21 protein-coding genes are annotated in these 21681 nt (G+C 37.7%); 11 read left to right on the plus strand and 10 right to left on the minus strand.

All coding sequences use genetic code 11. The features are described 5' to 3' along the window. Nucleotides 1–5: 5 nt before the first annotated feature. The 5 genes from hemN to AACV00_RS16480 form a co-directional block, all read right to left on the minus strand. Nucleotides 6–1379: an oxygen-independent coproporphyrinogen III oxidase gene (hemN, locus tag AACV00_RS16460; protein WP_004246798.1), complete on the minus strand. Its 1374-nt coding sequence runs from the start codon at nt 1377–1379 to the stop codon at nt 6–8. Nucleotides 1380–2241: 862 nt separating this feature from the next. Beyond that, nucleotides 2242–2898, minus strand: coding sequence for a DUF799 domain-containing protein (locus tag AACV00_RS16465; protein ID WP_004246797.1), 657 nt, complete (start codon nt 2896–2898; stop codon nt 2242–2244). Further along, nucleotides 2895–3245 (minus strand): DUF4810 domain-containing protein, encoded by a 351-nt coding sequence (locus AACV00_RS16470; RefSeq protein ID WP_004246796.1) that lies wholly within the window; start codon nt 3243–3245, stop codon nt 2895–2897. The genes AACV00_RS16465 and AACV00_RS16470 overlap by 4 nt, the downstream gene beginning before the upstream one ends. Before the next feature lie 24 nt (nt 3246–3269). After that, nucleotides 3270–3950: a CsgG/HfaB family protein gene (locus AACV00_RS16475; RefSeq protein WP_012368537.1), complete on the minus strand. Its 681-nt coding sequence runs from the start codon at nt 3948–3950 to the stop codon at nt 3270–3272. 453 nt (nt 3951–4403) lie between these two features. Continuing rightward, on the minus strand, nt 4404–6737 hold the full coding sequence (locus AACV00_RS16480) for a Tex family protein (protein ID WP_161680225.1): 2334 nt from the start codon (nt 6735–6737) through the stop codon (nt 4404–4406). 181 nt (nt 6738–6918) lie between these two features. On the opposite strand from AACV00_RS16480, the gene greB reads away from it, so the two are divergent. From greB to AACV00_RS16535, 11 genes are all read left to right on the plus strand, one after another. Continuing rightward, nucleotides 6919–7398 carry a transcription elongation factor GreB gene (greB, locus tag AACV00_RS16485; protein WP_004246793.1) on the plus strand — a complete coding sequence of 160 codons (480 nt, stop codon included), beginning with the start codon at nt 6919–6921 and terminating at the stop codon, nt 7396–7398. A 148-nt stretch (nt 7399–7546) separates the two neighbouring features. Continuing rightward, nucleotides 7547–8269 (plus strand): osmolarity response regulator transcription factor OmpR, encoded by a 723-nt coding sequence (gene ompR, locus AACV00_RS16490; protein ID WP_004246792.1) that lies wholly within the window; start codon nt 7547–7549, stop codon nt 8267–8269. After that, entirely contained in the window at nt 8269–9609 is a 1341-nt protein-coding gene (envZ, locus tag AACV00_RS16495) for a two-component system sensor histidine kinase EnvZ (protein WP_004246791.1), read from the plus strand. The genes ompR and envZ overlap by 1 nt, the downstream gene beginning before the upstream one ends. Before the next feature lie 202 nt (nt 9610–9811). Beyond that, complete coding sequence (gene pstS / locus AACV00_RS16500) at nt 9812–10852, plus strand: phosphate ABC transporter substrate-binding protein PstS (RefSeq protein ID WP_004246790.1); 1041 nt, start codon at nt 9812–9814, stop codon at nt 10850–10852. A gap of 75 nt (nt 10853–10927) precedes the next feature. Then, nucleotides 10928–11887 carry a phosphate ABC transporter permease PstC gene (gene pstC / locus AACV00_RS16505; protein ID WP_004246789.1) on the plus strand — a complete coding sequence of 320 codons (960 nt, stop codon included), beginning with the start codon at nt 10928–10930 and terminating at the stop codon, nt 11885–11887. A gap of 1 nt (nt 11888) precedes the next feature. Next, a complete protein-coding gene (gene pstA, locus AACV00_RS16510) occupies nt 11889–12791 on the plus strand; it encodes a phosphate ABC transporter permease PstA (protein ID WP_004249075.1) in 903 nt (300 codons plus the stop codon). Nucleotides 12792–12821: 30 nt separating this feature from the next. After that, nucleotides 12822–13598 (plus strand): phosphate ABC transporter ATP-binding protein PstB, encoded by a 777-nt coding sequence (gene pstB, locus AACV00_RS16515; protein WP_004246787.1) that lies wholly within the window; start codon nt 12822–12824, stop codon nt 13596–13598. 14 nt (nt 13599–13612) lie between these two features. Then, on the plus strand, nt 13613–14347 hold the full coding sequence (gene phoU, locus AACV00_RS16520) for a phosphate signaling complex protein PhoU (RefSeq protein ID WP_017628646.1): 735 nt from the start codon (nt 13613–13615) through the stop codon (nt 14345–14347). 203 nt (nt 14348–14550) lie between these two features. Beyond that, nucleotides 14551–15390 carry an ABC transporter substrate-binding protein gene (locus tag AACV00_RS16525; RefSeq protein ID WP_004249074.1) on the plus strand — a complete coding sequence of 280 codons (840 nt, stop codon included), beginning with the start codon at nt 14551–14553 and terminating at the stop codon, nt 15388–15390. 97 nt (nt 15391–15487) lie between these two features. Continuing rightward, nucleotides 15488–16225, plus strand: coding sequence for an amino acid ABC transporter permease (locus tag AACV00_RS16530; RefSeq protein WP_004246784.1), 738 nt, complete (start codon nt 15488–15490; stop codon nt 16223–16225). Between the two features lies 1 nt (nt 16226). Beyond that, the gene (locus tag AACV00_RS16535) at nt 16227–16976 is read left to right on the plus strand and encodes an amino acid ABC transporter permease (protein WP_004249073.1); all 750 of its coding nucleotides are present in this window, start codon (nt 16227–16229) and stop codon (nt 16974–16976) included. Nucleotides 16977–17033: 57 nt separating this feature from the next. Here the strand turns inward: AACV00_RS16535 and AACV00_RS16540 are convergent, their stop codons facing one another. From AACV00_RS16540 to AACV00_RS16560, 5 genes are read right to left on the minus strand one after another with little or no spacing between them, the layout of a single operon-like run. Further along, nucleotides 17034–18044, minus strand: a complete 1011-nt coding sequence (locus AACV00_RS16540) for a hypothetical protein (RefSeq protein ID WP_104731874.1) — start codon at nt 18042–18044, stop codon at nt 17034–17036. 21 nt (nt 18045–18065) lie between these two features. After that, the gene (locus tag AACV00_RS16545) at nt 18066–19004 is read right to left on the minus strand and encodes an ACP S-malonyltransferase (RefSeq protein WP_004249071.1); all 939 of its coding nucleotides are present in this window, start codon (nt 19002–19004) and stop codon (nt 18066–18068) included. Between the two features lie 11 nt (nt 19005–19015). Then, nucleotides 19016–20323, minus strand: coding sequence for a hypothetical protein (locus tag AACV00_RS16550; protein ID WP_004250046.1), 1308 nt, complete (start codon nt 20321–20323; stop codon nt 19016–19018). Next, the gene (locus AACV00_RS16555) at nt 20323–20991 is read right to left on the minus strand and encodes a hypothetical protein (RefSeq protein WP_036895759.1); all 669 of its coding nucleotides are present in this window, start codon (nt 20989–20991) and stop codon (nt 20323–20325) included. The genes AACV00_RS16550 and AACV00_RS16555 overlap by 1 nt, the downstream gene beginning before the upstream one ends. Continuing rightward, nucleotides 20972–21679, minus strand: a complete 708-nt coding sequence (locus tag AACV00_RS16560; protein ID WP_036895762.1) for an ATP-binding cassette domain-containing protein — start codon at nt 21677–21679, stop codon at nt 20972–20974. Before AACV00_RS16560 ends, AACV00_RS16555 begins: the two co-directional genes overlap by 20 nt. Between the last annotated feature and the right edge of the window lie 2 nt (nt 21680–21681).

Consider the following 21681-nt stretch of genomic DNA (forward strand, 5'->3'; position numbering starts at 1 on the left):
GCCCACTAAATCACTCGAGAGAATTGGCGTTGGCGCATTTGATTACGTAAATAAGTATCAAAACACATACAAATATTACGGATCAATAAACGTCCTCTTGGAGTGACCTGAATTTTTTCTGCGCTGATCTCCACCAATCCATCTTCTGCCATTGGTGCAAGCAATGCTAAGTCTTCTTTAAAATAATCTTGGAAATCAAGCTGATATAGATTTTCAATCTCAGTAAAGTTAAGATGGAAATTACAAATCAAGGTCTTAATAACATCGCGACGAATACAATCATCATGAGTTAGAGAGAGTCCACGCCACAACGCATGCCCTTCGCTATTTACGCGAGCATAATACTCTTTTAGCACTTTTTCGTTCTGCGCATAGTGATCACCCAGCATACTGATAGCTGAAACGCCCATTCCCAATAAGTCACACTCTTCATGAGTGGTATATCCTTGGAAATTACGATGTAGAATACCTTGGCGCTGTGCAACCGCTAATTCATCATCAGGCTTAGCAAAGTGATCCATACCAATAAACTGATAACCATTTGTGGTGAGTGTGGTGATAGTCTCTTGCAAGATCTCTAACTTTTCTTCTGCAAGTGGTAAATCTTCATCTTTAATTTTGCGTTGTGCGGCAAATAAATTAGGTAAATGGGCATAATTGAACACACTTAAGCGATCAGGGGACAATTCAATCACTTTTTTTAACGTAAAAGCAAAACTTTCTTTAGTCTGTTTAGGTAGCCCATAGATCAAATCAATACTGGTAGAATGAAAGCCCACTTCACGCGCTCTTGCTACTAATGAAAAGATAAATGCTTCATCTTGTTCACGATTAACTTTTTGTTGCACCTCTTTATTAAAATCTTGCACCCCCATACTTAGGCGGTTAAATCCCTCATTGTGTAAATGATCAATAACATCTAACTCAATCTCACGGGGATCAATTTCAATAGAGAGCTCAGCATTTTCCACAAAATGAAAATGTTGTCTTAATAAGGCGACTAAGCGACTAATTTGCTGTTTATCAAGAAAAGTGGGAGTACCGCCCCCCCAATGCATTTGGGTCACTTTTCTATTTTTAAAATAGCGAGCGCGATTAATAATTTCTTTTTCTAAAACATCAAGATATTCATCAGCTTTATGTTTATGGCGCGTGATAATTTTATTACAACCGCAGAAATAACATAACTTATGGCAGAAAGGAATGTGAATATACAGTGACAGAGGTCGTTCGGGATAACGCTTTGTTGCTTGTTCGAAATCCGCATCACTATATTGCTGATTAAATTCCAATGCCGTTGGGTATGATGTGTAGCGCGGACCTGAATAGTTATACTTATGGATCAGGTCAAGATCCCAAATAATTGTTTGTTCTGACATGCTTCTACCTTCCAAAAGTGAACCGCCGATGTGCCATACCAGCCAACAGACATTATGACCACCAGAAATAATAGTGTAACCAATAAATGCTTAACTGAACACGAGAGAAAAAAAGATCCTGTTTTTGATCTTTTCACTCTATCTGTAAATAATCACTCAAGTAAAAAATATGATATAGATCACATTAAACGGAAATAGTATTACTGTTAAAATTTATTTATGAATAAATTAAGTTTATTCAATATGTTAGTAGCGCATTTTAATGACACATCTTTTTTCGATTATTTTTATAACACATTAAAAAAAATATATTACTCAAAATACACTTTAAAATAAATAAATATATCGTTTTATTAATTTTATTATATTTTTATTCTCTCATAATTCGATAGTTATAATTATAATGATAATTAGCCCTTTACCTAATTTATAATATTACATACTCTATATTTAAACATTGATTAATATCCAATTAAGTCGTGTTTTGATTTAAATTTGAGGCTCAGTAAAAGAATAAAGGTCGCTATATTACAAGGAAAGATAGCACTCCCCATTACCTTTTCGCATTCATTCTGATATTTCTCTTATTTAATCGTCTCTTTATATATTCCGAATTAAGGATTATGCGCCACGGAAGGAAATGGACAATCAACCAAGGATGGTTAGTTCTCTGCGATATATCATTTCCCCCCCTTAATGTTTCACTCTCAAATCAGTAGTCGCACGCTGTTTATATAAAATGCAGATAAAATCGCCCAATATAAATAAGAATAATTATTATTTATAATAGATAAATAAAAACGCGGCTTATATTTACAATATAAACCGCGTCTTTTAAAAGAGTAATCACTATAACAAACTGTTATTGTCCCTCTTTTTCATAGTGGGGAGAGCGAGGACCATATAAGATCCCATTGGCATGTCCAGCAGAGAGTAAACGCACACTTGCTACTCCTGCAATTTCGTGACTTTTATCTGCAATAGTATCAACAATTTGAGTCACTACTGCAGAAACTAACATGCCCACCAAACCATTCGATGCTGTATCCCCTTCTGCACTCGATGCACTGGCATGTCCACTCCACAGTAAGGCACCATTACGTAAATCAACCAATTTAGCACTGGCACTGACACGCGTCTCACTGGCGATCACTTGATAAGAAGTACCATATTGGGTGACATCCAAATAGAGCACAGAATCCGCACCAAAAATCTCACGTAACTTACTAGGACTCACCGCTTGGATATCGCTTCCCGTTGACAAACCATTTTGTTTAAAGGTCTCTTCAACAACGGCGACAGGAAAAACATAATAGCCAGCTTCCGCCAAAGGATAAGTCACTTGAGATAAAAAGCTATGGGCAGCTTCTACTTCTGGAGTCTGATTTTTAGGTAACAGCACTAAAATGCTTTTTGGTTTACTTGCTTTAAAGGCGGTATAGTCTGTTTTGACTGGCTCTGCACATCCTGATAACACAAAAGCAAATGCCACAAAAACTAACGTTAAAATGCGATTCATTTTTGTGCTCCCTTATTTTTCATCAGAAAATCCATAAACTTTGCTGATTCAGGATAAAGAGTTTTCTCCTGATCAAACTCACTCATGGCTAAGTCTAATGCGCCAGTGGTCACATATAACATGCCCAAATGTGCATGTAACCCCGGTGGAACGCCTAATGATTTTGCTCGGGCAACCTCGATGCTTTTTTTCAATGCATCGATTTGCGCATGAGGATCACTTTCACTTTGTTGATAATATTGATATACCACCGTTTGATAACTATCCCAGTTATAAAGAGGCTTTGGCGCTTGGCACCCAACCAATAACAACGAGGCAAATAGCAACCCCAGCAATGATTTTGACATTTTTATATCCTTATAAAATTGGGGTTACTGCTCAGGCTGCCAAGCATGGCTTTCAATCCCTGCAACTAAATTATTCACCGCTTCACGAATGGCTAAATCAAGCACTTTACCATTAAGTGTTGAGTCATAACTTGCTGTGCCACCAAAACCAACAATCTCACGATTAGAAAGCTCATATTCCCCCGCACCTTGCGTAGAGAACACCACTTCAGAGGTATTCACATTCACAACATTTAAGTTCACTTTGGCATAAGCAACTTGGGTTTTTCCACGTCCTAAGATACCAAATAGTTGGCGATCACCTACTTCTTTGCGACCAAACTCTGTCACATCACCAGTAATAACGTAAGTTGCGCCTTTTAATTGCTGACTTTGGCCTTTAATCTTCGCTTCTTGTGTTAACTCCGTTAAGTTAGCGCGATCTAAAACATTAAAACGGCCTGTTTGTTGTAAATGTGTAATTAAAATCGTTTTAGATTGATTACCCAATCTATCCACACCATCAGAAAAAATACCATTCATGTAATTAGAACGGTTATCAAACTTACCAATAGCAATGGCACTCTTAGGTCCTGAGTAAGTCGTATTATAGGTAGCCACTTTAGCAACCTCTAAAGAGCGAGAAGATTCTGAGGCACAACCTGCTAGTAATGAAGCAGAAAGTAAAACTACCCCTAATGATAATTTATTAAATGTCATTTTCATCATCCAATATCGGTGAAATAAACCTATCGTCATTGATTTTTGTTGTGCAAATCCTATGACGAACAATAAAATAAGATAAATTTTAATTTACGTTTCTATTTTACCCGCCATTAAACCATAACAGTAGTAAGGTTAATAATGGGATCAACTTATTTTTAATATAAAATTAATCACCCATAGGGAAAATAGAAAAATGTTGATAAAAGAAACAACAAATGAATATAAAGATAAAATACGTTATATTCTATCTATTATATTAGCAATATACCTTAAGTTAGATAAAAGCAGACTCAGACAAAAGACTAAAAGTATATTTTATATTAACAAAATAATTTAATTGCTGATTACTTTTGGCTTTTTATTCACCAAACCATAGATTGAGTGAATAGTTATGAAACGTGAAGTAATAAAATTTATTACTTCACGTTGATATTGATGGCTACCTGTAAGATATTAGCGTTTTTTACCAAATGCTGCGGCCAATGCATCGCTCATCGCACTATTACCTGCATTGTTACCCGTATTTGATTGGCGGTTTCTGGTCGGTTTTTGCCCGCGACTATGTTTAGAAGCATTATCCTTAGTCACTGACTGGCGTTTATGATCACTATCAGCAGCCACTTCATCTAAACGCATGGTTAACGCAATACGTTTACGCGGTAAATCGACTTCAAGGACTTTTACTTTCACAATATCGCCGGTTTTTACCACAGTATGGGGATCTTCAACAAATTTATCCGACAGTGATGAAATATGCACTAATCCATCTTGGTGTACCCCAATATCTACAAAGGCACCAAAATTAGTCACATTAGTTACAGTACCTTCCAATATCATACCACTGACTAAATCATTCATTGTTTCAACACCTTCGGCAAAGGTGGCTGTTTTAAACTCAGGACGAGGATCACGCCCCGGTTTAGCAAGCTCCTTTAAGATGTCATTAATGGTAGGTAAACCGAACTGCTCGGTGACAAATTCTCTGGCATTGATTTGTGAAAGTAATGCACTATTGCCCATGACTTGATCAATTTTTTGATGTATTGATTGCAAGATATTTTCAACAATAGGATAGGCTTCAGGGTGAACCGTTGAGGCATCAAGTGGATTTTTACCATCACGAATACGTAAAAATCCCGCACACTGCTCAAACGCTTTAGGCCCTAAGCGCGCCACTTTGAGTAACTGTTTTCTATCCACAAAACGGCCATTTTCATCACGCCAAGCAATAATATTTTGAGCAATAGATTGGCTAAGCCCCGCCACTCGCGTCAATAGCGGTACAGAAGCTGTATTTAAATCAACACCGACACCATTTACACAGTCTTCAACAACAGTGTCTAATTTTTTTGCCAATAATATTTGGCTCACATCATGCTGATATTGACCCACCCCGATAGATTTAGGGTCAATTTTTACCAATTCCGCCAATGGATCTTGTAAGCGACGAGCGATAGAAACAGCGCCACGAAGAGAAACATCCAGATCCGGAAATTCTTTCGCTGCCAGCTCTGATGCCGAATAAACCGATGCCCCGGCTTCGCTCACGATCACTTTTTGTGCTTTAACTTCTGGGTAGCGTTTTACTGTATCAGCAAAAAAGCGCTCTGTTTCACGTGATGCAGTACCGTTACCAATCGCCACCAACTCTACATTATGCTTAATACATAATGCCGCTACACTAGCAGCGGCTTTATCCGCTTGTCCGGTATGAGGATAAATAGTATCTGTCGCAATCAGCTTACCGGTACTATCCACCACCGCGACTTTAACCCCAGTACGTAAACCAGGATCTAGCCCCATCGTAGCTCGCATACCTGCAGGTGCGGCCATTAAGAGATCTTTTAGGTTACGTGCAAACACATTAATGGCTTCATCTTCCGCTTTCTCACGTAACTGACCCATTAACTCAGTTTCAAGATGCATTAACACTTTTATACGCCAAGTCCAACTGACAACGGCTTTACGCCAACTATCCGCGGGTTGATTATTAAGACGTAAGCCTAAATGCTCCGTAATCAACTGTTCGCCATAGCTCTCTTTGGGGGCTTCTTCGAATTGTGGATCAGGATTAAGTGATAACTGCAAAATACCTTCATTACGACCACGAAACATCGCTAATGCACGGTGAGAAGGTACATGAGCAATCGGCTCATGAGTATCAAAATAATCGCTAAATTTAGCGCCTTCTGCTTCTTTTCCGTCAACAACTTTGCTAACAAGATGCGCATTTTTCCATAAATATTGGCGAACTTTAGCTAATAATCCAGCATCTTCTGCAAAGCGTTCCATTAAGATATAGCGAGCCCCATCTAAGGCTGCTTTACTATCATCTATTCCTTTTTCAGGGTTGATATATGCATTTGCTGCGTCTTCAGGAGTATGTTGTGGTTCATTCCATAACAAATCAGCTAATGGCTCTAAGCCATTTTCAATTGCAATTTGCCCACGAGTACGACGTTTCGGTTTATAAGGAAGGTAGAGATCTTCAAGTTCTGTTTTACTTTGCGTCTCATTAATCGAAGAGCGTAATTCTTCTGTGAGTTTCCCCTGCTCTTCAATTGATTTTAAAATAGTTTGGCGACGATCATTGAGTTCCCGTAAGTAACTCAGGCGGGTTTCCAATTGACGAAGCTGAGTATCATCTAACCCACCAGTTACCTCTTTTCGGTAACGGGCCACAAAAGGCACCGTATTCCCTTCATCCAGTAACGTAATGGCCGAAAGTACTTGCTGGGGCTTTACTGATAGCTCTTGTGCAATAATTCGGCTTAATGATTCATTCATAATATATTTACCTACCGAGAGGAGTGGTTAAAAAAGATGGCTATTATACACGCGCAATAAGAAAAAAATTCCGCTTATTATAGGCCAAGCATGACATTTATGAGGAAAATAACAGATTATTCTGTGATTCGCGCTATAGTATCTGTATGAAATTCAATGTTGATGATCGTATTTATTGGTAATGGCAAAAAGTAACTATATTACTCGTGATGGCTGGCATGCCTTGGATAAAGAGCTAAAATATCTTTGGAAAGAAGAGCGTCCTCGCGTCACTCAATCGGTCTCTGAAGCAGCGGCTCAAGGTGACCGTTCGGAAAATGCTGAATATATCTATGGTAAAAAAAGATTACGTGAAATAGACCGACGGGTTCGTTTTTTATCCAAACGTCTTGATGAATTAAAAATTGTTGACCCAGATCCTCGTCAAGAAGGAAAAGTGTATTTTGGCGCTTGGGTAACCCTTGAAGACGATGATGAGAACATTAAGACATTTAGACTAGTCGGCCCTGATGAATTTGACCCAGCAAAACAGTGGATTTCTATTGATTCCCCTGTCGCGAGAGCGCTGATCGGTAAAAAAGTGGATGATGAAGTTAGCGTGCAAACGCCAGGTGGCATCGTTAATTACTGCGTATTATCTATCAAATATTATTCGGAATAAGATAAATAAATAGTGTGATATTCTAAGATACAAAGTCAGAACAAGTTTTGCCTATAAATCATTAATATTTATTCTTTGTTTTTGGTTTAATATTCTTATCAATGATAGAATTCGCTAATAAAAGCATTTGCACTTCGGGAGCTTAAAGATGCAAGACAGTTATAAAGTGCTGATTGTGGATGATGATTTACGTCTACGTTCACTATTAGAGCGCTATTTGACAGAGCAGGGTTTTCAAATCCGCACCGCGGCAAACTCCGATCAAATGGATCGTTTACTTACTCGCGAATCTATCCATCTTATTGTCCTCGACTTAATGCTTCCTGGCGAAGATGGCTTATCTATTTGTCGTCGCTTGAGAAGCCAAAACAATCCTATCCCTATTATTATGGTGACTGCCAAAGGGGAAGAAGTTGACAGAATTGTCGGACTTGAAATTGGTGCTGATGATTATATCTCAAAACCATTTAACCCAAGAGAGCTATTAGCCCGTATTCGTGCGGTGCTTCGTCGCCAAGCCAACGAACTACCGGGAGCACCTTCACAAGACAATGCGATTGTCTCATTTGGTAAATTTAAGCTTAACCTCGGTACGCGGGAAATGTTCCACGAAGATCAACATATGCCTTTGACCAGTGGTGAATTTGCCGTATTAAAAGTCCTTGTTTCACATCCCCGAGAGCCATTATCACGTGATAAATTAATGAGTCTGGCGCGAGGTCGTGAATATAGTGCGATGGAGCGTTCTATTGATGTGCAAATTTCTCGTTTACGTCGCATGATTGAAGAAGATCCCACCCATCCTCGCTATATTCAAACGGTTTGGGGACTGGGTTATGTCTTTGTACCTGATGGAACGAGCGTATCATAATGAGAAGGCTGAGGCTTTCACCCCACAATAAGCTCACTCGCTCTCTATTTCTGGTTATCTTATTACTTTTTTTTAGCTTGATAGCCAGTTATGTTGTTGTACAGCATCTTATTGTCGGGCCAAGCCTCCAGCAATTTAATAAAGTATTAGCGTATGAAATTCGTACGCTAGTACCGGAAGAACTGATCTTAGTCGATGGCACCCCACTTAAAATTTCTCCCGCTCTACGTAATAAAATTTACAACGAGTTAGGTATCTCATTTTTTGATAAAGACGCCGCTTTAAAAGCCGGTTTAGAGTGGGCAAGAGAAGATTTAGAACTTAGCCAGCAGATGACGGATTATCTCAATAGTGATACGACGATTTGGCTAGAAAACACCCTAGAGTACCCTATTTTATGGATTAATACCCAACTCTCACCCACGCTATGGATACGCGTACCACTTACCGAATTAGGGCAAAATTTCTTATTACCCGTTTATCGGCAAGCCATTATTTTTATCATCATCGTAGTGGCATTTTTCTGGTTATATAACCGTTTTCAAAATCGTCCATTGCATGAAGTTGAATATGCAGCACGACGCATTGGTAAAGGGGTGATCCCTCCGCCAATACCTGAATCTGGCACTGCTGAAATGCGTTCAATTATTCGAGCATTTAATCAAATGTCATCAGATATTCGCTCATTAGATAATGATAGAACACTGGTGATGGCAGGGGTAAGCCATGATTTACGCACTCCGTTAACGCGTATTCGTCTTGCTACAGAAATGATGAGTCCTGAAGATAGTTATCTTGCTGATTCTATCAATAAAGATATTGAAGATTGCGATGCCATTATCGGTCAATTTTTAGACTATATGCGCACAGGCAAAGAGATGTCTTTAGAATTATGTGATATGAATGGTCTATTGCGTGAAGTGATCTGCGCTGAATCTAACTCAGGCAAAGTCAGCGAAGAGCATTTATACCCTTATCCTATCAATATCACAGCAAACCCAATTGCCGTCAAACGGGCGCTTACCAATATGATTGTTAATGCCACACGCTACGGACATGGTTGGATAAGCATCACAAGTAATCAAAATGAAGAATATGCTTGGTTTCAAGTTGAAGACGATGGTCCAGGCATTGCCAAAGAAGATAGACAACGTTTATTCCAACCCTTTGTTCAAGGGGAACAAGCACGAAGTTCAACCGGTGCGGGTTTAGGTCTATCTATTATTCGTCGGATCATGGATGCCCATGGTGGCTTTGTCGAACTCGGCGATAGCACGAAAGGCGGGTTACTGATCCGTGCCAACTTTCCGTTAAAAGTGCAAGAAGACGAAGATGATTAATATCCTCACTTTTTAACGTTAACGCCCTTCTTATTTTTTCTCACCTATTTTTATGCATTATTTTCACTCTTTTTCTGCTTTGTCATAAAACTGTCACAATTAAGACATTTAATTGTCATCTAACTGACCTATTGTCTGTGCGTACCGTAACCGAAGTTGATAGATGTCGAAAAGTTATTCTACCTATCCCACAGGAGGGATTATGAAACTGATGCGTACCACCCTGACCAGTGTCATTGCCGCTGCACTTTCAATGACGGCTCTTTCTGCACAGGCAACGACCTCACTGACTGGTGCTGGCGCAACGTTCCCTGCTCCAGTTTATGCAAAATGGGCAGATAGCTATCAAAAAGAAACTGGCAACAAAGTTAACTACCAAGGCATAGGCTCTTCTGGTGGTGTAAAACAGATCATTGCTAATACTGTCGATTTTGGTGCTTCTGATGCACCATTAGCTGATGAAAAACTCAAGGCTGACGGTTTATTCCAATTTCCAACTGTCATCGGTGGTGTGGTGATGGCAGTCAATATCTCAGGTATTAAATCCGGTGAGCTTGTCTTAGACGGTGAGACTATCGGGAATATCTACTTAGGCAAGATCCAAAAATGGAATGATCCTGCTATAGCTAAACTAAATCCAAAACTCAATCTACCTGACCAAAACATTGCTGTTGTTCGTCGTGCTGATGGTTCAGGCACATCATTCGTTTTTACTAGCTACTTATCTAAAGTAAATAGCGCATGGAAAGATGAAGTAGGCGCAGGCTCTACCGTTAAATGGCCTACAGGCTTAGGTGGTAAGGGAAATGATGGCATCGCAGCCTTTGTTCAACGTCTACCAGGCTCAATTGGTTATGTTGAATACGCTTACGCAAAACAAAACAATCTTGCATATACTCAATTAGTCACTGCGGATGGCGAAGTTATTCCTCCTACTGCCGATAGTTTTAGCGCAGCAGCGAGAAAAATTGATTGGAGTAAGAGCTTTGCACAAGACCTAACGAATCAAAAAGGCGAAAATGCCTGGCCAATTACTTCTACTACCTTCATTTTAGTGCATCAAACGCAAAAAGATGCGGCTAAAGGAAAAGAAGTACTGAATTTCTTTAACTGGGCATATGAAAAAGGCAATGATGAAGCGAAAAATCTTGATTACGCCGTATTGCCAAAAGAAGTGGTAGAACAAATTCGTGCCGCTTGGAAAACAAGCATCAAAGACAGTAATGGTAAACCAATTTACTAACCAAAGGGTTACCATTAAAAAATAGATTAACGTTCACCCCCTGCAACACAGGGGGTAATAAATTAAAGAGGCTTTATGGCCGAGCATACAACGGTAATAAAGGCCCCGAGTAAACGAGGGGACGTTATTTTTAGCGCACTAGTTCGACTAGCTGCGTTAATTACACTTTTGCTTTTAGCAGGTATCATTGTTTCACTGATTTTCGCCTCATGGCCAAGTATTCAACAATTTGGTCTGTCATTCTTGTGGACGAAAGAGTGGGATCCACCCGCACAGGAATTCGGTGCTTTAGTACCAATTTACGGTACTGTCGTTACCTCAATTATTGCCCTGATCATTGCGGTTCCGGTGAGTTTTGGTATTGCACTCTTTTTAACAGAACTGGCACCCAATTGGCTAAAGCGCCCATTGGGTATCGCGATTGAGTTATTAGCCGCTATTCCAAGTATCGTTTATGGTATGTGGGGACTCTTTATCTTTGCCCCGCTCTTTGCCACATACTTCCAAGAGCCTGTTGGCAACGTGCTCTCATCAGTCCCTATTGTCGGTGAGTTATTCTCTGGCCCTGCGTTTGGTATCGGTATATTAGCAGCAGGGGTTATCCTCGCAATTATGATCATCCCTTATATCGCGTCTGTAATGCGTGATGTATTTGAACAGACCCCAGTGATGATGAAAGAATCCGCTTACGGTATCGGCTGTACCACATGGGAAGTGATTTGGAATATCGTTTTACCTTATACCCGAAACGGTGTGATAGGTGGTGTGATGCTTGGATTAGGTCGTGCGCTCGGGGAAACTATGGCTGTGACCTTTATTATTGGTAACACCTACCAGTTAGACTCTGCATCACTCTTTATGCCGGGCAATAGTATTACCTCTGCATTAGCCAACGAATTTGCCGAAGCAGAAACAGGTCTTCATACCGCTGCATTAATGGAATTAGGTCTGATTTTATTTGTCATTACCTTTATCGTCCTTGCGATTTCTAAGTTTATGACACTACGTTTATCTAAGAATGAAGGAGCACGTTAAGATGGCTAAAACATCCTCTTCTTCATTACAAGTTCAAACAGAAAAAGAACTGCATATACGCCATAAACGCCAACTTTGGCGTCGTCAAAAAAACCGTATCGCACTGTTTTTATCTGTCTCTACCATGGCATTTGGTCTGTTCTGGTTAATGTGGATCTTGTTTTCTACAGTAACCAAAGGCTTTGATGGCATGTCTTGGGCCTTATTCACAGAAATGACACCGCCCCCTAACACCGATGGTGGCGGATTAGCTAACGCCATTGTGGGTAGTGGTCTACTTATTTTATGGGCGACGGTCATTGGTACTCCTTTGGGGATCTTAGCGGGTATCTACCTTGCTGAGTATGGGCGTCGTTCATGGTTAGCGGAAGTCATACGCTTTATCAACGATATTTTATTATCAGCCCCATCGATTGTTGTTGGACTGTTTGTGTATACCATTGTGGTGGCACAAATGCAGCACTTCTCTGGTTGGGCGGGTATTGTGGCATTAGCGTTATTACAAATACCTATTGTTATTCGCACCACGGAAAATATGTTGAAGTTAGTCCCTGATAGCTTACGGGAAGCGGCTTATGCATTAGGGACGCCCAAGTGGAAGATGATCGCTAAAATCACGTTAAAAGCCTCCGTATCGGGTATTATCACGGGCGTATTATTAGCGATTGCGCGTATTGCGGGTGAAACAGCACCACTGCTATTTACTTCACTATCTAACCAATTCTGGAGCACAGATCTAAACGAACCGATAGCCAACTTACCTGTGACTATCTTTAAATTCGCCATGAGCCCTTTCTCACAATGGCAAGAGCTTGCTTGGGCTGGCGTATTACTGATCACCCTCTGTGTTCTATTTATCAATATTATCGCGCGCGTGCTGTTTGCTAAAAATAAGCATGGCTAACGCAGAAAGTTAAGCAAGAGAGAACGTTGAATGACTATGGCTAATGATAACGCTGGAAACAAAATCCAAGTTCGTGACTTGAACTTCTACTATGGTAAGTTCCATGCGCTGAAAAATATCTCATTAGATATTGCCAAAAATAAAGTAACGGCATTTATCGGCCCTTCTGGCTGTGGTAAATCCACTTTACTGCGTACTTTTAATAAAATGTATGAGCTTTATGGCGAACAGCGTGCTGAAGGTGAAATCTTGTTAGATGGCAACAATATTCTGACAGATAAACAAGATATTGCGCTATTACGCGCAAAAGTAGGCATGGTATTCCAAAAACCTACACCATTTCCAATGTCGATTTATGACAATATCGCTTTTGGTGTACGCTTATTTGAAAAACTGTCTCGTGCTGAAATGGACGAACGCGTTCAGTGGGCGCTGACCAAAGCCGCATTATGGAATGAAACCAAAGATAAATTACATCAAAGTGGCTATAGTCTTTCTGGGGGACAGCAGCAACGTTTATGTATCGCACGCGGTATTGCTATCCGTCCTGAAGTATTATTACTGGATGAGCCATGCTCTGCACTCGATCCTATCTCTACAGGTCGTATTGAAGAGCTTATCAGTGAACTAAAATCCGAATATACCGTGGTGATCGTCACCCACAATATGCAGCAAGCTGCACGTTGTTCTGATTACACTGCATTTATGTATTTGGGTGAATTAATCGAGTTCAGTGATACGGATACATTATTTACTCGTCCAGCGAAGAAGCAAACTGAAGATTACATCACTGGGCGTTATGGCTGATAACGAGGCAAATCATGGATAATTTAAACCACAATAAACATATTTCTGGTCAATTTAACGCTGAGTTAGAGCATATCCGTACAGAACTGATGGTCATGGGTGGCTTAGTTGAAGAGCAATTAAAAAAAGCCATTACCGCAATGCATAACCAAGACCAAGCATTGGCCAATGAAGTGATTGAAGGTGATCAAAAAGTCAATATGATGGAGGTTGCCATTGATGATGCCTGTATGCGTATCATTGCCAAACGTCAGCCCACTGCCAGTGATTTACGCCTTATTATGGCGATTTCTAAAACTATTGCCGAATTAGAGCGTATTGGTGATGTGGCAGAAAAAATCTGTAAAACGGCCCTTGAGAAATTTTCACATCAACATCAACCACTGCTAGTAAGTTTAGAGTCCTTAGGCCAACATGCGATACAAATGCTCCATGATGTTCTTGATGCTTTCGCTCGTATGGACTTAGAAGAAGCTATTCGAATCTATCGTGAAGATGCAAAAATTGATAACGAATATGAAGGTATTGTTCGTCAATTAATGACTTATATGATGGAAGATCCTCGCACTATCCCGAGCGTACTGACGGCATTATTCTGTGCTCGTTCTATCGAACGTATTGGCGATCGTTGCCAGAATATCTGTGAGTTTATCTTCTACTACGTCAAGGGTCATGACTTCCGTCATTTAGGGGGTGACCAAGTAGAAAGAATGCTGACAAAAAATGATGATAGTCATTCTGCTAATTAAATAATTTATTCACTCTCTTTACGCTCTGAAACAGAGGCATTATTTGCCTCTGTTTTTTTATTTATGTTTATAAAGGTGCTATCTCTCCTTAACTTATTCTATAAAAGCATATCCATATCATTTTTTATTATTTTATGAACTTAGAACAACTTGATAGCGTGATAGGCAACATAACAATGAGAATACTTTTTTTGGGGTGAATAATGAAATTACGTGTTTTGGCAACGGCATTAATTGCTGGCTCAGTGCTTTTTTCTGGTCTGGCAAAAGCCGATAAATTAGACGATATAAAACAGGCAGGTGTGGTACGCATTGCTATTTTTGATAGTAACCCACCGTTTGGTTTTATCGATCCACAAACCAAAAAATTGGCAGGTTATGATGCAGATATTGCGAATGAAATTGCCAAAGATCTCGGGGTTAAATTGGAATTACGTCCAACTAACCCAGCTAACCGTATCCCACTACTTAGCGCTAAAAAAGTCGATTTAATTGCCGCCAACTTCACCATTACCGAAGAGCGAGCAAAACAAGTCGATTTCTCTGTACCTTATTTTGCTACTGGACAGAAATTTATCGCGCGCAAAGGCGTATTAACCAGCCCTGAGCAAATTGCGTCATTACGCATTGGGGCTGACAAAGGCACCGTACAGGAAATTACCTTACGTGAACGCTATCCTGAAACTAAAGTCATCTCCTATGACGATACCCCTCTTGCGTTTGCCGCATTACGCAATGGCAATGTACAAGCGATAACCCAAGATGATGCTAAATTAGTAGGGTTATTAGCTAATTTACCTGAAAAAATCAAAGCTGATTTTGAAATATCACCCTTTAGTATTACACGAGAATATCAAGCCGTTGCCGCAGCTAAAGGTGAACAGCGTTTAATTAACGAGATTAATAACACGCTATTAAGATTAGAGAAAGAAGGCAAAGCAGACGAAATTTATAATCGTTGGTTTGGCCCAGATACTAAGTCCGCTCAACCTCGTGGTGACTTTAAGTTTGCCCCACTTTCTGAGCAAGCGCCTCAATCCTAATGGTAGAGCAAATAACGATTTAATTCATCGCGATGATTTATTGATAAAACACCAACCCCGCTACTGCGGGGTTTGGCGTCTGCAATAGGTAATAATTATGTTTGCGCAGTTTCTTTCTCACTATCTTCTTGAGCCTCACTACTTAAGTTGGCTGTGGCAAGGTTTTTTAATCACCTTGCTTATCTCTTTCTGGACTATCATTATTGCCACATTACTAGGTTTTCTTCTCAGTGCTGCCTATGATAGCCATATCGCGCCATTACGTTGGTGTGCGGCCATTTATACTTCACTCTTTCGTAATACCCCATTATTGGTTCAGCTCTTCTTTTGGTATTTTGCTTCTGGTGAACTATTGCCACAAACGGCCATGATATGGCTTAACACCCCACATGAACTTTCTTTATTTGGCTTAACGCTCTCTTGGCCCTCTTTTGAATTTTTAGCCGGTATTATTGGGCTTACCTTTTACTCTGTACCTTTTATTGCCCAAGAGCTAAGAGCAGGAATACAGGGAGTCAGACAAGGCCAAAAATATGCAGCTTTAGCGTTAGGATTAACCCACTGGCAATCCATGCGTTATGTCATTTTACCGCAAGCTTTTCGTATCGCCCTTCCGCCATTGTTGGGTCAATATATGAATATTATCAAAAACTCCTCTCTCACTATGGCCATAGGTGTCGCAGAACTTTCTTATGCTTCAAGGCAAGTTGAAACTGAATCATTACGTACTTTTGAAGCGTTCGGCGTCGCCACCATACTGTATATCGCTGCCATTGCATTAATGGAAGCTTGGGGGCAATGGCATCAGCAACGAAAATTAGCGCAAGGATATTGATATGGACTTTACTGTTATTGCTGATAATTGGCAGTATCTACTTTTTGGCGCGTATCCTGATGGGCCATTAGAAGGTGCGGCTTTAACCATATTTATTAGTGTGATCGCCGGTATTGTATCTATTATATTAGGGACGCTTGGGGGGATCGCTCTCGCCATGCTTAAAGGGGTATGGGTTAACTTATTTGCCGCTTTTTTAGGTTTTTTCCGTGCTATTCCGGTCATTATGTTGATTTTTTGGCTCTATTTTCTATTACCCGTGGTATTAGGAATGGAAATTCCTGAGATAACCACCGTGATCTGTGCTCTAGCACTTATTACCTCCTCTTATATCGCTCATGGTGTTAAAGCCGGTATTCTCGCTATTGGCAAAGGGCAATGGCAAGCAGGTTTATCATTAGGATTTAATCGCTGGCAGACGCTTTGGTATATCGTGTTACCACAAGCATTACGTATGATGGTGCCCTCTTTTATCAATCAATGGATAGCCTTAATTAAAGATACTTCCCTCGCTTATGTTGTAGGTGTCGGTGAACTCTCATTCTTAGCAACCCAAGTTAATAATCGCAGCATGGTGTACCCGATGGAAGTTTTTTTATTTGTTGCCTTTATTTACTTTGTGCTCTGTTTTTCATTAGAGTTAATTGCCAACCGAGTGGGGAAATTATTTACCACCCAAAAAGAAAAACGCTCTTTTTGGCAATATGTTATTCCTAATAAAAAACCTTCACTGAGTGAAAAAATTATTTAACTTATTCATCCCCTAATAATATTGATTAGGGGATTAAATAATAACCATCACAATGTCTTACTCCTTAAAATTTTTTAGTGCTTTTAAACGTAAGATCATATCAAATGCTAATATAAATTCCTGATAGAGTTTATTTCTCCGCTCAATAAAATAGAGATAAATAACTAAAGATAAACTCACCGAATAAATTAAAAAGAAATTCTCTTTTATATTCAGCAAATAGAATAATAAACAGAGTAACAATGTACCTAAAGGGATCAAAATCAGAAACCATAATACACGGCAAAATAGGCCTCTTTTTTTTACCTCAGCAAAATCTTCTTCAAAGCTATAACAGATAATCATCCCCATTAGGTAATTAATTTTACTCGCCTTCGATAAAAAAAGCATAACAAACAGAACACTATATAAAAGAATGATTAATGCAACAATAAACTCAATATTAAGATAACCTTGCTCTAACGAGAAAGTAGCACTGTTCTGGAGCGGAAAAACAATAGGAAAATTAACAAGTAAACTTAAAAAAACCTCATTAACAATAATATAGGATATGTTAAATTTTTTCTTCTCACGGCTATATAAAGAAAAGTTATTCAAATAATGAATTGAACAACTGACATAAAACTTGATCAAAAAATACATAAAAAACCATATCATTAATGGTGACAAGAAAAAACCAAGAAAAATAATAATATATATTTGGCTATCAAAAACAATCTCGATTAAATAAGAGGTAACAAGAAATATTATTATAACCCCAATTATATAGCTTAACGAAAAAACAGTAAAATAACGTGATATTATCGTCCTTTTTGTCTCGCTTTTATTATTATTTTTTAAATAAAACTTTTCAGAAAAGAGACAGTATCGCCAATATATTCGCTCATTCATCATTGCACTGAGTAAAATGACAATAAAAATAGCAAAGTTACCCATAAATAATAACCAAAAACTTAACTCATTATAATTATTAATAAAGCATAAACTTAATACTATCGAGGCGATATAAATAGGTGTTAGCATAGTATAATGATGCGCTTGCATATAATAATGATAATTAGGCAACATAATTGCTCCTATATAAGATAATTAAATATAATCATTAACATGCAATATATTTTTATCTTTTAGCGTATATGAATTTTTCGCTAAATAATACAATGACTTGCTATCACCAAGTTCAATAAAATTGTGATAGCCTAAATGACACCATAGCGCCATAGTTGCTGTCCATCTTACGGTTTCTGTGAGTTGATTAACTAAATTCTGTTTAATTGTCTCAATATCGCTAACAATCTCAGCAGAAACATTCATCACTAGGGGTTTATCTGGGATTGAAAAAGGGATTGTCTGTAAAAAGTGAGCAAGTAAATTTTTCCCTTCGCTCATCAATTCAGTGTGCCAAGCACCATTAACGGCTAATTTATTCGTTTCTATTTTCATATTAGCTAATTGATTAACAACCTTACGTACACTTGCATACTCCCCCCCAATAACTTGGTGAAGTTCACTGTTATCACAGCAAATATTCACCTTTGTTGCGAGATCTTGCTGGTCAATCAATGTTGATAACGTCTGATAAGAGCAATTTTTAACAACATACATTACCCCTTTGTTATTCTTAGCGAGCTGTTGCATGATAGATGCGCGATAACTAATTAACTTAAAGACAGATTCAAGTTCCAGTACGTTCGCCGCAAATAACGCTGAATATTCTCCAGCGCTGTGCCCTGAATAACCCGCCTCATTCACACAACAATGCTCACGCAGTAAATAAAGAGAAGCAATATTGATAGTTGTTAACGCCACTTGCTGATAACAGGTTTGTACCAATTTATTCATGGGCCCTTTTAAACAAACAGTCCTTACATCGAACCCTGCTATTTCACTCGCACAATTCCATACTTCTTTTATTGATGGAACGTCACGATATACCCTATTTCCCATACCTAAATAAGGCCTACCCTGACCTGGAAAAAATAAAATGCTCTCTTGATTTTGGTGATACTTTTTCTCTCTCAATGGCATAGACCATACTCCTAAATAGTAATATTATTTTTTTGATATTTTTGTAAATAGTGGCTAACTTTAAAAATAGAGATACACGAAGCGATTGTTGCGGAAAAAAATAATAATAGAGGGATTTTAAACATAGCATCATATTGCCATAGCCAAGGGAGCATTAATGAATAGCTATTATTATCAGATAAAGAAATATTGATTTGTTTCAAATTAATCAACCAAGATAATAGCTGATGAATTAATAATATCGTTATAGAAATTGTTATAGTCATAAAAATAGCCAATAAAATAAATAATCGAGAAAAACTACCTCGCCAAATACCTAATCGATTAAATTCGAACAGATCACCAATAGCTTTTTTGATAGTGATGATAATGATTTTATTCACTAAAAAATAATAATAAATAGCAATAATGCTATACAATAATAGCATTGACCACTTAAAGAATGTCACAATAGAAATAATATAACTTTGTCTCTCAATAACAGGGATCACTTGCAAATTTAAAGATTTTTCTTTATTAATCCTTGTTATTTTAGCTATTACGCTATCAATATCATGCACATTTTTTAATAGAATATTTATTTTTGAGACACTTTTACTTTTTTTTATATATTGTAGTGTTTCTAATGGAATTTTGATCATGGCATAAGGATAACTATTTATTTGTGTGTTAAAAATACCACGTACATAAGTTGGTAATACCATTTTTTCATTATTATGAATAAATACAACATTAACTAAATCCCCATAGTTTATATTTATAGCATCAGCAATAAACTTATCTATCGTGATTTCTGTTCTTCTGACATGAGACAATTCACTCCCTGAAACAGTTAGATCGTATGCTCCTATGGTTAATAATGACTTAGGCTCGATAGCTAGGCCAGAAAACAATACTGTTTTTTTATTGATAACATTTTCTATCATGCCTGAAAAAATAATTTGTGGTGAAATTACCTGAATTTTTTCTAATAACTGCTTATCATAAGTTAATAAATGGATGATTTCTTCAGCATTGGTTATTTCCAAATAATCTTTCTTATCAGTAATATCCTGTTTATTATCTTTTTTATAAATTTCGATATGCCCTAAATTGGAATATGCTACTTGCTCTTTGAGCAGTAGCGTGAGGTGATGATAAAAACCCTCCAAAATCGAGATGGCGACACAGAGTAAAACGATAAAACATAAATTTCGATAAAAATGGCTAAGGGTTATATAAAGTAACCCTAATGTGTATTTGATATAAAACCAAGATAATGAACTAGAAAGTAATACTATCAAAATAAATATTGAGATGAATATAATAATATTTTCCATTAATCACTCTCTAATGTTATTGGTTGAATAACCGCGGTCTTTTCAATAGATAACCAAGGAGGAACGCTAGTGAAACTATATCGAGCAATTTTTTTACTCGCTTCATTTTCTTGAAGTAATTGAGCCATGATCTTTTTTGCTTGTGTCACTTGCTCACAACTAAATAATGCACGCGCATACATATAGTTAATCATGGGTATAAGTTCACTATTGATATTAATATTCTCAAGTAATTGCTGACTGTCTTTTTTAGCCACCACACAGCGCCCTAAATAACGAGGTGTAAAAGCATCCATTCTTAATCTTAGATAGATCAACCGCCAATTAGTTGGATTTTTTTCAACAACTTCATCAAGATAAAAAAAGGCCTTTTTTATTGTCTGTGCAGCCTGAGAATAAGCTTTATTTTTATGATAATAAGCGGATAAAAATACACTGACATAACCATAAATGACTTTATCAAATGGATGATCAACTTGTTTTATACTGTATTCTAACTCTGAAATTAATGAGGTCAATTTATCACTGGCAGTAAATGTATTCAGTGATATAAATAATAAAAAACGTTTATCGCTATTTTTAATGTCTATTTTACTCTCTACTTGCGAGAGCAATAGAGAGATTATTATTAAAATAATACCGATACAATTAAGTTTTCTCCCCATCATATAACTCTCCATGTTTAATCGTTATAATTTTATCTACAGCCGTATTTGGATGATTACAATTAGTGATTAATAATATTGGTATAGATAAATCTTTATGTACTTGTGATAATAATTGGATAAAATAATCAAAGTTATTCTGACTGAAACAATCATTATTATAATTAGCAATGATACACTTAGGTTTTTTCACTAAAGCTCTACTAAAGGCAACCTTTAGCAATTGATCTGTTGATAGCGATTTTGGGGTTTTATTATAGAGTTTTTCTATGCCCATAGATTTAAGTGTATTTATAATATTATTCTTTAGCTTTTTTTTATCTTTATAATTGATTACTGAATAATAAATATTATCAAATACATTACAATGATTAAAAAAGTAATTTTCTTTGAAAACAAAACCGATCATTCCATTCCTTAATAAAGCTCGCTGCTTTTCATCTAGAATATTTATATAGTTACCTAAAAAATAAGTATAACCAGTATATTGAATATCAACTCCTGAAATAATATCAATCAATGCATTCTTTTCATTCTCTTGTTGATATTTTATTAATGTAAAATGCTCATTATTAATGTCGAATGTGAGATTTTTAAAAATTATTTCAGCGTTGCTTTTATCATGATTAAATTTATTAATATTTGTTAGTGAAAATAATGCTAATTGGCGTGCTTTTGTTATTCCATACATAA

Origin of the sequence: Proteus sp. G3927, assembly GCF_963894685.1 — a bacterium.
GTDB classification, from domain to species: domain Bacteria; phylum Pseudomonadota; class Gammaproteobacteria; order Enterobacterales; family Enterobacteriaceae; genus Proteus; species Proteus mirabilis.